Origin of the sequence: Sulfurimicrobium lacus (assembly GCF_011764585.1) — a bacterium.
GTDB lineage: Bacteria > Pseudomonadota > Gammaproteobacteria > Burkholderiales > Sulfuricellaceae > Sulfurimicrobium > Sulfurimicrobium lacus.
The window spans coordinates 3190778-3204025 of record NZ_AP022853.1; the positions used below are offsets into that span (position 1 = coordinate 3190778).

11 protein-coding genes and 1 tRNA gene are annotated in these 13248 nt (G+C 57.7%); 9 read left to right on the forward strand and 3 right to left on the reverse strand.

The features are described from left to right. Positions 1-27: 27 nt before the first annotated feature. Complete coding sequence (locus tag SKTS_RS15445) at positions 28-324, forward strand: DUF3579 domain-containing protein (RefSeq protein ID WP_173067012.1); 297 nt, start codon at positions 28-30, stop codon at positions 322-324. Positions 325-353: 29 nt separating this feature from the next. Here SKTS_RS15445 and rpsT read toward each other — a convergent pair whose 3' ends face one another. Continuing rightward, positions 354-620 carry a 30S ribosomal protein S20 gene (rpsT, locus tag SKTS_RS15450; protein WP_173067015.1) on the reverse strand — a complete coding sequence of 89 codons (267 nt, stop codon included), beginning with the start codon at positions 618-620 and terminating at the stop codon, positions 354-356. A gap of 166 nt (positions 621-786) precedes the next feature. Here rpsT and SKTS_RS15455 point away from each other — a divergent pair. Continuing rightward, positions 787-874 (forward strand) — tRNA-Ser (locus SKTS_RS15455). A 13-nt stretch (positions 875-887) separates the two neighbouring features. Here SKTS_RS15455 and SKTS_RS15460 read toward each other — a convergent pair. Together SKTS_RS15460 and SKTS_RS15465 are read right to left on the reverse strand one after the other, a co-directional pair. Next, positions 888-2861, reverse strand: coding sequence for a diguanylate cyclase domain-containing protein (locus SKTS_RS15460; protein ID WP_173067018.1), 1974 nt, complete (start codon positions 2859-2861; stop codon positions 888-890). 301 nt (positions 2862-3162) lie between these two features. After that, complete coding sequence (locus SKTS_RS15465) at positions 3163-3498, reverse strand: hypothetical protein (protein ID WP_173067021.1); 336 nt, start codon at positions 3496-3498, stop codon at positions 3163-3165. Positions 3499-3602: 104 nt separating this feature from the next. Between SKTS_RS15465 and SKTS_RS15470 the strand changes: the two genes are divergently transcribed. The 7 genes from SKTS_RS15470 to mcrC all read left to right on the forward strand — a co-directional run bounded on the left by SKTS_RS15470 (position 3603) and on the right by mcrC (position 13248). Further along, the gene (locus SKTS_RS15470) at positions 3603-5813 is read left to right on the forward strand and encodes an RHS repeat-associated core domain-containing protein (RefSeq protein ID WP_173067024.1); all 2211 of its coding nucleotides are present in this window, start codon (positions 3603-3605) and stop codon (positions 5811-5813) included. A 112-nt stretch (positions 5814-5925) separates the two neighbouring features. Next, a complete protein-coding gene (locus tag SKTS_RS15475; protein WP_173067028.1) occupies positions 5926-6258 on the forward strand; it encodes a hypothetical protein in 333 nt (110 codons plus the stop codon). Between the two features lie 69 nt (positions 6259-6327). Then, complete coding sequence (locus SKTS_RS15480) at positions 6328-6528, forward strand: hypothetical protein (protein ID WP_173067031.1); 201 nt, start codon at positions 6328-6330, stop codon at positions 6526-6528. Between the two features lie 137 nt (positions 6529-6665). Then, positions 6666-8840 carry a DEAD/DEAH box helicase family protein gene (locus tag SKTS_RS15485; RefSeq protein ID WP_173067034.1) on the forward strand — a complete coding sequence of 725 codons (2175 nt, stop codon included), beginning with the start codon at positions 6666-6668 and terminating at the stop codon, positions 8838-8840. Further along, positions 8833-9939 carry a hypothetical protein gene (locus tag SKTS_RS15490; RefSeq protein WP_173067037.1) on the forward strand — a complete coding sequence of 369 codons (1107 nt, stop codon included), beginning with the start codon at positions 8833-8835 and terminating at the stop codon, positions 9937-9939. The genes SKTS_RS15485 and SKTS_RS15490 overlap by 8 nt, the downstream gene beginning before the upstream one ends. Positions 9940-9943: 4 nt before the next feature. Then, positions 9944-12127: an McrB family protein gene (locus tag SKTS_RS15495; protein ID WP_244617365.1), complete on the forward strand. Its 2184-nt coding sequence runs from the start codon at positions 9944-9946 to the stop codon at positions 12125-12127. Continuing rightward, complete coding sequence (mcrC, locus tag SKTS_RS15500; protein ID WP_173067042.1) at positions 12127-13248, forward strand: 5-methylcytosine-specific restriction endonuclease system specificity protein McrC; 1122 nt, start codon at positions 12127-12129, stop codon at positions 13246-13248. Before SKTS_RS15495 ends, mcrC begins: the two co-directional genes overlap by 1 nt.

Consider the following 13248-nt stretch of genomic DNA (forward strand, 5'->3'; position numbering starts at 1 on the left):
GCCAGGAAACCTGGCTACGGACGGCGCATGAACACCGACCCCTCCACCCTCATCATTCAAGGCATCACGCTGAGTGGCCGCACCTTCCGTCCGAGCGACTGGGCCGAACGCCTGTCCGGCGTGATGTCCACCGTTGGTGGCGACCACCGCATGGTCTACTCTCCCTATGTCCATCCAACAACCGTCAATGGTGCCAAATCGGTGCTGGTCGACAAAAAACTGAGGGAAGTAGATGCCCGTGCCTATGAGTTTCTGCTTGGCTTTGCCCGGGATAACGAGCTAAAGGTGCTCGACAACACAGCCCCGGGCGCTAGCCCGGAATAGCCGGGGAACAAGTCGCCCGGCTCGTCAAATCAGGCAGCCATGGCCTTGATGGCGCTGGAGAGGCGGCTCTTGTGACGCGCAGCTTTGTTTTTGTGAATGATTTTCTTATCCGCGATGCTGTCAATGACGCTGACAGATTCTTTGTAGACGGACTGTGCGGCAGCCTTGTCGCCGGCATCAACAGCCTTGATCACTTTCTTGATCGCGGTGCGCAGCGTGGAACGCAAGCTGGCGTTGTGCATGCGCTGCTTGTCGTTTTGACGAGCGCGCTTTCTGGCTTGGGCGCTATTTGCCATGAAAACTCCTTAAAACCTATTTTGGTAGAGAAAACGCGCAATGATACTTTCGTTTTGTTTTATAGGCAAGAACAAGCTAAGGGCGTCAGCTATGGCAAAACCCCCGGCAAAACGGTAAGATGCTCGCCTTCGGAGGGCTACGGGGAACCAACCCCGCCAAGAATCCGGAGACTTGGGTGAGTGGTTTAAACCAGCAGTCTTGAAAACTGCCGACGAGCAATCGTCCGTGAGTTCGAATCTCACAGTCTCCGCCAAATTTCAAAACGGCTAAATTTCCGCGCCGTCATCATCGCCGCAGCCCTTGGGGCTGGCAAAACAAAAGCGGTTGCGCCCCTCCTGTTTCGCCTGATACATCGCAGCATCCGCCCGCTCCACCAATATCTCGGCGCTGTCACCGTCGTGCGGATAACAACTGATGCCGATACTCACCCCCACGTTGCAGACGTGCCCTTCGGCTTCGAACGGACGCTCCAGCGCTGCACGAATTTTCTCGGCAATCCCCCTGGCTTCCTCGCTATGGCTCACGCTCTGGACCAGAACCGTGAACTCATCCCCACCCAGGCGGGCTACGGTATCCTGCTCGCGCAGCAGATGCTGGATGCGCCCCGCCACCTGCTGCAACAGGGTGTCGCCGACACGGTGCCCGAAAGTGTCGTTGACTGCCTTGAATCCGTCGAGATCGAGGAACATCACAGCCAGCTTCTCCCGGCTCCGCCTTGCCTGGTGTATCGCCTGACGCAGACGGTCCAGAAACAGCAGCCGATTGGCAAGCCCGGTCAGGGCGTCGTGGAACGCCAAGCGTTCGAGGCGTTGCTCGGACTCCTTGGCGCGCGTGATATCCGAGAAAATGCCGATGTAGTTCAACACCTTGCCGCCTCCGTTCCGGACGGTGCTGATGCTGAGCAACGCGGGGAACAGCTCGCCGTCCTTGCGCCGGTTCCAGATTTCACCCTGCCACACGCCCCTTTCACCGATTTCTCGCCAAAGCGCCGCAAAAAACGCTTCATCGTGACGCCCCGAACGGAGCAGGCCGGGATTCCGCCCCAGCACTTCGGCTGCGGAGAAGCCGGTGATTTCGCTGAAAGCAGGATTGACCATTTCTATCTTGCAATCGCCGTCCGTCACCATGATCGCCTCGTAAGCGTGGCTGATCACCCGGCTTCCCATCTGCAACTGGCGTTCCATGCGCTTGCGCTCACCGATATCGCGCAGAATCGCGATGGCATGCCAGGCGCCCGCATGCTTAACCGAGGCCACCGACATTTCCACCTGAACTTCGTGCCCATCCTTGTGGCTGGCACCCAACTCGAGTGTCTTGCCAAGGATCGGCCAGTACCCGGTGGCGCTGAACTCGTCCAGACCGCGCTGGTAATCGGCACGAAAACGTTCCGGGATGATGAGCTTGTGGAACTCCTGCCCTGCCACTTCCTCCGCCGCATATCCGAGCATGCTTTCCGCCGCCAGGTTCCAGAACACAACGCGGCCCTGCCCATCCAGGATAATCACCGCATCGCTGGCAGCTGTGGTCAAATTATCAAGCAGCGCCTCGCGTTCAGCCAAAGCCTGCTGCACCGCCTCGCGCGCCTGCATGTCGCGTTCGAGCTTGAGCAGGGCGGCGATAGCCAGCAGCAGCAGGCTTCCGCCGAGCAGCAGCGCGACGAGAACCGAACGCGCCACCAGCGCATCGAAATCGGCCTTCTGCGTGGTGACGTCGTAGTAGACCTCGATGGCACCGAGAAACTTGCCGTTATGCATAACAGGTACGTAGGTCTCAACCACGTCGCGCGGCACGACCAAGCCGTCTGCGGACATGCCCTGTTTGTTCACCATGAAGGTCGCGACCTCGCCGGCCGCAACGCGGCGCCAAAAATACTCGTGGCGGTTGATACTCCCGATTTCGCGCGGGTCGGTCGAGTGGAGGGTCTTCCCGTCAGGGCCGAAAACCTTCAATTTGTAGAGATCGAAATCCCGCACCATCTCGCCGACGTGACCGGCAAAGTTGCTCGACATGGTTTCTGCCGAAAACGGTGTTTTCGAGTCGAACAAGAAACCCGCAACATGGCGTGCCACGTGGACAGAATCATCTCCCGCGCCCTGGATAATCAGAGAGCGGTATTGGGGCAGCTCAAAAAGGTAGAAATGAAGGGGAAAAACCAGCAATACCGCAAAGGCAAACAACATCAGGTTGCGCACGAAGCGAAAACGAAACACCTTGGACAGCTGCAAATTCGTTGCATGCATGTATGTTCGCCCCCTTGCCCGGCGTTTTCAGGTGAGTCCTGAGCTCCGAAACACAACAATCAGCGTGCCCGCTAAGCACCAACACCCCAGAGGGCACTCGGATTATGTGATTCATAAGGCAACACGCCACAGTGTTAAGTTCACCCCTCCCTCAATTCCCATAAGTTGGAACGGGGACGCTGCATGAGAAGGCCAGCACTTATCCCGGTCATCCTCAAATTCGCATAGAAAATGCAGTGGGGAAACAGACCAATTTCAGTTTAAGTGGCGTTAAGCGTCCAGGAAATAGGGGTAATCATATTTATGTGTAGGACTTCCCTGTACAGGTGGGATGGAGAATGCCATCTTCCCTTGTGATCCGGTTGGCGATGCGCTGGTCGAGGCTGTTGTAGCGGTAGCGGGTGTCCTGACTGAGGCGGCCGAGGGGGTCTCGGATGAGCGACTGGGGCGTGACGGCTGGGGTTTCTGTGTCGGGATGCTGGGCCAGGCGGCCGAAGCCGGTGTAGCGGTAGGCGATTTTGATGGGCTGGGCGGTGGGTGATGACGGGTCGATTTCCTGGATGCGCGGGCCGGTGTTGTAGCGGTATTGCCGGCGCTCGATGCCGGCGGCTTCGAGGGCGGGGTCGATTCTGCTCATAAGCTACGGCGCCCGGACTTTTTTTACCTCAATGACAATGTTTTTCCATTGTTCTTGAAGGTCACGTTTTCTACGACGATATTGGTTTGGGGAAATCGGTAGGTATGGGTCTGCGCGTCGTGCATCGGGACTTCTTCGACAGCTACGCAGGCACCGCCCTGTCCGCCATCGCAGACGACGCACAGACCACGCGCTACACCCACGACGCACTCGGCCGCCCAATTGGAGAAAGCGTCACCCTGGCAGGCCTGTCGCGGACCTTCGCCACCGCCACCTGCTACGACCCGGCAACCGGCCTGGTCGCCTCCCGCACCCTGGCCGACGGCCAAGTCCTGCGCAGCCAGCGCAGCACCCCGGCCAAAGGCGCCACCCTCGAAGCGCTCACCCTGCAACTCGGCTGGGCTGCCCAACTCCAGGACTGGCTGGCCGACCACCTCTCGCCCCGCCTCGGCAAAACCGCCGGCCGCTGGCTGCCCGGCCAAACCCTCGCCCGCGACATCGCCGTCCACCCCTTCGACGGCCTGACCGGCTACACCGCCGGCAACGGCATCGCCACCCGCAAAACCTACGACATCGCCGGCCGCCTCACCGCCCTCGAAGCCGCCGGCATCGAGCGCCGGCAATACCGCTACAACACCGGCCCGCGCATCCAGGAAATCGACTCGTCCTCACCCACCGCCCAACCCATCAAGACTGCCTACCGCTACACCGGCTTCGGCCGCCTGGCCCAGCATCCCGACCCAGAAAACTCCGCCACCCCCCAACCCCTCATCCGCGACCCCCTCGGCCGCCTCAGCCAGGACACCCGCTACCGCTACACCTACACCCCCGCCGGCCTGCTCGCATCGGTAAGCGACCTCAGCGGCAACCCCATCGCCCGCTACCGCTACAACAGCCTCGACCAGCGCATCGCCAAGACCGTCGGCAACCAAACCACCTACACCCTCTGGCAGCAAGGCAAGCGCGTCGCCGAAATCGACGCCGCAGGACGCATCACCAGCCAATACCTCTACCTCACCGAAGGCACCCGAACCCTCACCCTCGCCAAACTCGAAAGCGCCGCCAACCCCGACAACCCCAGCCATGAAGCACGCACGCTCTACATCCACAGCGATCAGCGCGGCGCTCCCCTCGCCATGACCGACCAAACCAGACAGACCGTCTGGCGCGCCGACCTGACGGCCTGGGGAACCGCCCGGCCGATCGGCGCCGGCGCCGCCAGCCTCGGCCCCGCCACCCTCAACCTGCGCCTGCCCGGGCAATACTACGACGCCGAAACCGGGCTGCACGACAACTGGCACCGCACCTACGACCCCAACACCGGCCGCTACCTCCAGCCCGACCCGCTGGGCTATCCGGATGGGCCGGATGCTTATCTCTATGCGCAGGGGGATCCGGTTAACAGGGCTGATTCGAGCGGGATGTATGCAGAAGACGTGCACTACTACATGACCTACTTTCTGGCGTTGACGGCAGGGCTGAGTGCCAACGACGCCTGGATCATCGCCACTGCCGACCAGACTGTCGACAACGTCAACCCCTATACCGATGCGTATCCTTCTGTCGCAGCCGGCGGCAATCTCGATGCGCGCGAGAAGTATCATTTCACGCAGACCAGTACTGCGTTCAATCCCAATAACCGTCAAGTGGTGAAGCTCAACGGCTACGCCATAAACACCTCAAGCCCCTGCCTGAAGGCACAATTCTATGGCGAGTACCTCCATGCCTACCAGGACACTTACGGGCATCGGGATCAAGACAACGTTCCCTATGGAACGGGCGGTCACGCCCATGTCGGCACCAATCCCGATATGACCTATAACCACATCAGCATCTTCGGCTATTGGGGAGGCAATGAGGCTCGCACCCTGCTGATGGAACGAGCCGCTTTTGCCCAGATTCAACGTGACTGGGGAGTGACGGCCAAGGATGGCCGCGGGAACACCATTACATTTACCTGGCTTGAAGTGTTCCTCAAGGAGTGGAATAAAGTTCGCGATAACAACATGAAGAGAATAATGCTCAATGAGCAACTTGCCGACCTTGGTCTGCCAAAGATTCCGCAGTACATAGCAGAAGCTGGCCTCGGTTGCCGCCTGAAATATCTCCGTAATGCGCACCTGATCAACGCCGCCGGAAAAGCCACCAGCGACCCGCAGCCGAATACCCCGGCGCCATCCTCGACACCAAGACGGAAGGAGCAGCAGCATGCACTCATTGACATTCAACCCACGGCTATTCCTGCTGGCCTTGCTACTGCCTGCATTCATCCAAGGCTGCTCTGCCGCACCGCCAGAAGGATGCATTCCTATTGATGCTAGATTGGCGAGTGGCCAGTCAAAAATAAGTATAGGAAAACCTGGCCATTATTGTCTGACCGAAGACCTACATGCTCGCATCGAGTTTGCCGATCATCCGGCTGAAAGTATGCTGATTCTAATCTGGGCCAGCGACGTTGTTCTCGACCTGCAGGGCCACACTCTGGGTCGCGGACGGCTGCTCAAGAATCCAGGGGGTAACGGCATTGAGATCGTGGATAAATACACGAATATCCGCATCCTGAACGGCACCCTTCAGGATTTCCACACGGGGGTTTTTCATGATTCTGCAAAGTACCCCGCCGTTGAAGAAGTGCCCACTTACGATGCCCAGCTCAACACCTATCGCTTTCCAAAAAGTGGGGTCGTCCTGGAGAACATCACTTTCAAGAACAATAAGGAGAACTTCCGGATAAGAATCCCGCGGGAACAGAAACCCTAGCACGTGACCGAAATTATTGCCGCTCGTGATGTTTAAAAACAACTCCAGAAGAAATTAGGGGCAAGTCACATGAACTCATTGACATTCAATCCACGGCTATTGCTTCTGGTCATGCTGCTAACCATGGTCATCCAAGGCTGGCGCACGAATACCCACATCATGAACGGCATCTTGCAGGATTTTGATACGGCGATCTATCGCGCTTCCAGTAGTCCAAGTATGAAAGATGGGGTACCGTTGAGAACAACATCGGCGCAGCCCATGGTCTGACCGATGGCAAGTATCTGGAAGCCATCAGTTCGGTCTGCACCGGAGATGCCGCTCATTTATCGGCATTGGATGGCGAGGTAAGACTCGCCTGTAGCCGAGTACGCTTTGCGCCACGGTATGCCCAGTATCTGGCCCTGATGCTGTTTTCTCACTGGGTACATGCCCAGCTCGATGATGCAGCGGCCTTCCTCGTTCGCTTGAATGCCCACCTTGAGGAACACAAGCCCAAGGGTGAAGCGGTAACGGAATTCGTCGAGGCCGACCTGCAATTGGCTGCTTTCTGGATGGCGACGGCGGCAGGAAAGACCCATGTGCTGCATGCCTGCCTGGCCTTGCTGGAAAAGCGCCGCTCCTGGGATCGGCTGATCCTCATTACGCCTTCCGAATCGCTGACCCGTCAGCACGCCGACAAATTGCGCGAACTGTCAGCCTGGGAGGTATTCGCTTACCCGATGGATGGCGATGCTTCATCGATGGGACGTTTGCCGCCCGATGCTGTCATCGTGTTGGACATCAATAAGCTGGCGACCGAAAAGAAAGGTGATGGCGTAACGGTGCCGACCTCGGTATTTGCTGACGGACGCAATCTGGTGTTCGTCGACGAGGGACACAAGGGGCAAAAATCCGAGGCCAGCGTGTGGAAGGCCCTGCAAGCTGACTTGGCTGGCATTGATGCGCCAATGCCAGCACATCGGGGGATGTTGATTGAGTTTTCCGCCACCTTTGGTCAGGTGGCCGAAGGCGAGCATGCCTTCGATCGTTACGCCAAGGCAGTGATTTTCGACTACGCGTATGACCGTTTCCACCAGGATCGGTACGGCAAGGACTTCTGGCATGTGCGGGTGCAAGCCAAGGAGGATGCCAGCGTCACTGCTCAGCGCCAGACCATGACCGCAGCGCTGCTGGCGTACTGGCACCAGGTGGCGTGCTTCCGTTCGGCCGAGGGGAAACAGGCAGCGAGTAGTCTCGGTTTGCAAGTGGCCTCGCCACTGTGGGTACTGCTCGGCCTCTCGGTGATTGGCAGCCTGAAAAACGAAAACGACAAGCAACAGACGTCGGACGTGGTCGATGTGCTGACCTATCTCTCGACCATGCTGTCACTGCCGGCCAAGCTGACTGAGAGCATGAGCCAGTTGCTTGCTGCGACGACCGTGGGTACCGACATGCTGCCTGCCGAGGTGCGGCAAGCCACAGTCGGTTGGAATGCCAGCGCACTGGCCGAGCGGGTACTCGCCGATTGTTTCGGCTGGCAACAAGGCGACAAACCCGTATTGCGCATCATCAAATCAGCCACCGGCGAACTGGGACTGGGTCTGCTGCGCGGCGATACCTCGCACTATTACGGCGTGGTTAACGTCGGTGATGCCGCTGGCCTCAAGAAGGCACTGGAATCGGCCAAGCTGACGGTAGAAGATGACGCGATGTCGAGTTCGTTGTTTGCTGCACTCGATGCGCCCGGTAGCGGTCTCAATGTGCTGATTGGCTCTCGGCGGTTTGCCGAGGGTTGGGACAATTTCCGTGCCTCCAGCCTAACGCTGCTGCGTCTTGGCCAGGGCGAGGGATCGCTCATCATTCAAATGTTTGGTCGCGTGGTGCGCTTTGCCGGCGTGGGTGGAAATGGCAAGCGACTGGATAAGCCACCGGCAGAACTTGCGCCCTTGCAGACAGCCTACGTGTTCGGCCTCAAATCAGGCTACCTCGATACGTTCTTGCAAAGCCTCATCGACAATGGCGTGCCGGATTCAAAACGAATCGAGTGTGATGTTCGCAAGCACACGCCGCCTGTTCTGAAATCCGTTCGCGCCATCGCCCCACCGGCTGCTGATTTCCATGTGTCCGCGATGGGTGCAGGGTGGCTCACGGGCATCAACCGAATCAAGATATCGCTGACGGCTTCGATTGCTACTTCAAAGCTCAAGGACGGCAATGTGTCGGCATTGCAGGGATTCGTCGGCCAGGACATCACTACTGAATTTAAGCAGTGGGCCGCGTTGCTGGATCGCGACGGGGTGTATCGCGAAATGGTGGAATGGAAGCGTACCCAACGCTGGTGGAATTTTGCCTTCGACCGCCAGGCAATCGACAGTGCATTGGCCAGCGAGAAGTACGAGATTCTTGGTATGCCGGGCATGTTGAATGTGCGCGAATCCACTGATCTTGTGCGCCTCAATCGTTTAGCAGCCACGGTGGTTCGACGCCTGTTTGAAGGCGCGTATCGAAAACAAGAAAACCGAAAGAGTCGCTACGCCCTGATCGCGGCGCAAGAGAGCGGCATTCCTGACCAGTATTACAAGGACTTCCTGAATGCCTAGCAAAAAGCCAGCGCAGCCCGTGCAGAGCGGGCTGTTTGGAGCCTCGCTCTCTTGTCCGGATATCGACAATCTTCCGTTGATCGTTGAGCCCCAGGGTTCCATCGAAGTCCTTGCGCCGGGCAGCGTGTATCAACCCTTGCTGCTCTCGCCTCGTCAGGATGACATTGATGTCGGGCCAGGTAAGCTGGACGAGCATGAAGAAGCCTTTGTTCGCGACCTGATTCGTCGTTTGTATCCAGCAGGCAATCACCCCAAGAGCGACAAGACGCCGCTTAAATGGGGCAACAAGGAAATCTGGCTCAAGCGCAATATCGAAAAGCGCGACGAGTCCTTCCGGTTGCGGGTAGACGACTCAGACTGGTTTTACCCCGACTTCATCGTCTGGATCGTGGACTACGAGACGCGCACGCAAATATTCGGCTTCGTCGACCCCAAGGGACTAACCGTGGGTGCGGGCGGCGGCTGGTCGGACTACAAGATCGTTTCCACGTTGTTCATGCCCCATGTGGTTGAGCGGCAGTTGGCGGCCAGCGGCCAAAAAGTGGAGTTTGAGGGCGCGGAATGGACGTTCAGAGTACGCGGCGTGTTGGTATCGACCTCGTCATTCACGAACCTGACCGCACAGGCGAAATTCAATTTGAACGACGACGAAGGAAAGCTCGTTGCACCGACCGAGGCTGATTTCAAACGAGGCCGCATTGTGTTCCAGAAAACGGACACCTCGTATATCGATGATGTCCTGCAGTTGCTCACAGAGGATTCGGCCGTTGACCATCTTTTGAGTCTATCGGCGCTTCTGTTCGACAACAGCGCCTACTTCACGCCATCGGGCGAATTGGAACATGACCTGGCGCTACGGCACGACGAGAATACACAAACGGAGTCTGAATTCGTTGCCGCGCTGATGCGGGATTACCTCAAGCTGGATTCCAAAGGTGTGCATGGCAGCTGGGCCAGCAAGAATCGCCGGCGACAGTTGATGGACTATGCGGCGGAGGGAAAGTGGGGTTTCGGCGGAGAGAAGGTGTCGGATATCCGCGATCACCCGGCACCGTGTGAGGAACTTTGGAGCCGGAAACAAAAAACAGAAAAGGGGTGAGGTTGTGGGGGCAGAAAATCCGTCATATTGGTTTGTAGGCGCAAGCTACGGGGGGACTGACGATCAGACACCCCGCTTTCTCAAAGAGGGCATTTGGGAGAATGGCTACGAGGACAAGTACCTCGATATCGTCCGCGCCATGCAGCCCGGCGAACGCATCGCTATCAAGGCGACGTACACACAAAAGCACGATCTGCCCTTCGACAGTCGTGGCCTGACAGTTTCGGTGATGTCTATCAAAGCCATCGGCACAATCACCGAGAATCTTGGGGATGGCCGCCACGTGAAAGTAGACTGGACCCCCCTTGAGCCACCCAAGCTCTGGTATTTCTACACCTACCAGCCGACGATCTGGCGGGTTCAGCGTAACAAGTGGACTGCCGAGGCATTGATCGACTTTACTTTCGAGGCTGCCGCACAAGACATCAATCGTTTCCGCAACGCCCCTTACTGGGCCGAACGCTTTGGCGACGCAGCCCCGGACAAACGCCGGTTCGGCTGGACCAAGTTCTACGAGGCCATTGCCAACAAGTTGCTCGACTTCCGCAACAACCGCGCTGCCTTGGTGGCTGGCATCCGAGACATTGCCGGTCGCGTTGATGGTCTTGGGCATTTGGCCGACGACAAGTACGTGGACGGCACAACAGGGTTCGTCAGGGACATTTGCCCATTCACGACGATTGGCCTATTCAACCGGGGCATCACCAACGACAACCGTAAGATCATTGCCGCCGAGCTGGCGAAATTTCTGGGCGTCACCGTTCCCGTTCCCGAGTCGTTTGAGGGCATTCCGGTACTGAACAATTTGAAGTCCTGGTATTTCGGCTTTGAAAATGTCCGCCCCGCTGATCATATCGATGCCCTGTGGAATGTCTTCGCTGCAGGCATTCGCCTCGCCGACTCCGAGGATGCCAAGGTTCGCGATGATTTCGCCACTGCATTCGACAATGCCAATGGCCGTCGCGGGGTGGCCTGGAATCTCACCTTTGGCCTCTATTGGGTGAGGCCGTGGGCATTCCTGAGTCTGGATAGTGGTTCGCAAAGTTACATCACAAAAGCGCTGGGCATTCCTATCGGCTTGCACGGTCCTAAGAAACGCTGCAATGCAGCTGATTACCTGACAGTGATGGACACCTTGGAATCAAAATTCCAAGATGAGGAGTTTCCGGTTCACTCATTTCCCGAATTGTCCTTGGCAGCATGGAATCACAAGGAGCCCGGAGCAAGCCCATCGGAGCCAGAAGAGGAAGGCACGGAGGCAGGAGAGTCAGCCGCAAGCGTTGAGATTGCCGAACTGTCCGCCGAACCCTATTCCATCGACGACATTTTGGCTGACGGCTGCTTCATGGATCGCGCCGAACTGGAGCGGCTGATTGATCGCCTGCGCGCCAAGAAAAACTTGATTCTGCAAGGCCCGCCCGGCACAGGGAAAACCTGGCTGGCGAAACGTTTGGCCTTTGCCCTGATTGGTCAGCGTGATCACCGCAAGCTGCGGGCAGTCCAGTTCCACCCGAATCTCTCTTATGAAGATTTTGTGCGTGGCTGGCGCCCATCGGGAGATGGCAAGTTATCGCTGGTCGATGGCGCGTTTATGGAGGCAGTGGAGGCCGCACGCGGAACCTCTCATCCCTACGTTGTCGTGATCGAGGAAATCAACCGAGGCAACCCGGCACAGATTCTTGGGGAAATGCTAACGCTGCTGGAGGCAGACAAGCGATCGCCGCATGAAGCCTTGGAACTCTGTTATCGGCGCAAACCGGACGAGCGAATCTACATTCCTGACAACTTGTACGTGATCGGCACAATGAACATCGCCGATCGCTCGTTGGCATTGGTTGATCTCGCATTGCGTCGCCGTTTTGCTTTTGTGGATCTTGAGCCCAGACTGGGGCAGCCGTGGCGACATTGGTTGATCAATAACTGCGGCATCGCAGCCGATATCGTTGGCGAAATCGAGCTCCGAATTGCCAAGTTGAACGAGGATATTGCAGCGGATTCGACGCTTGGCCGCCAGTTTCGTATTGGCCACAGCTATGTGACCCCACCGGTTGGCGCAATCAACGGCGATGCCAGGGAGTGGTTCCGCCAAGTGGTAGCCACAGAGATTGGCCCCTTGCTCGATGAATACTGGTTTGATGCACTGGACAAGTCGCGGGCCGCACAACAGCGTCTGATTGAGGGGCTGTAATGGTTTCGGTTGCAGCCGAGGATGAGGTAGTGCTGGATAGTCCTGGGCACGTTGGCCGCATCCCTGTTCGCAACCTGTGGCTGTTGATGCTTTATGCCTCCGACCTCTTTCGCCAAATTGGCCGGAAGAAGGTTTCCGTTGAGGACAATCCGGACGACATCCCTGACCTGGTGGCAGAGATATTGGCTCATGCCGTCGAGGAACGGCTTTACCGTAATCTCAGTTCTGGTTTTAGGCAGCGAGAGGATGTGTTGAGTCGGGTACGTGGGCGAATCGATTTGCTGACGACAGAGCGGCACCAGCTTCTTGCCCGTGGAAAAGTGGCTTGTCGGTTTGAGGAGCTGACGATCGACACTCCGCGAAACCGCTATGTTCTCGCTGCACTTGAAGTCATTGCCGGCGTAGTGCGCCAGCCGGCAATTTCACATCGCTGCCGAAAGCTGGCAAGTGCGCTGAAGCGACTCGGTGTATCAGGCATTCGCCCGACTCGTGCGGAAGTCAGCACCGATCGGTTCGGCCGCCACGATGCAAACGATCGATTTATGGTTGCGGCGGCCAAGTTGGCATTGGATATCGCTCTCCCCACCGAGGATGACGGCAGCGAGTTTCTTGCCTCACCAGACCGCGACGAGATGTGGGCACGTCGCCTGTATGAAAAAGCGGTGGCTGGCTTTTACGATGTTGTGCTGTCACCCGGCGGATGGAAGATTTATGCCGGAAAGCCCCTGAGCTGGCAGATCGCTCAAAAAACTGTGGGTATCGATGCGATCTTGCCGTCCATGCGCACGGATGTAGTGCTCGATCATGTTGGCGATGGCCGTCGCATCGTCATCGACACTAAATTCACCTCAATAGTGACTAAGGGCTGGTTCCGGGAAGCTTCGTTGCGTAGCGGTTACGTCTATCAAATCTATGCTTACCTGATGTCGCAGACGGGAGGCGCTGACCCCATGAATCAAGAGGCGGCCGGTTTACTGTTGCATCCATCGATTGGAGAGTTGGTTGATGAAACCGTGGTTATCCAGGGGCATCCAATCCGCTTTGCAACGGTCGATCTATCTGCCCCCGCAAGCGCCATACGTCAGCGGTTGCTCGAAATGGTTGCTTTTCCGTTGCATTAG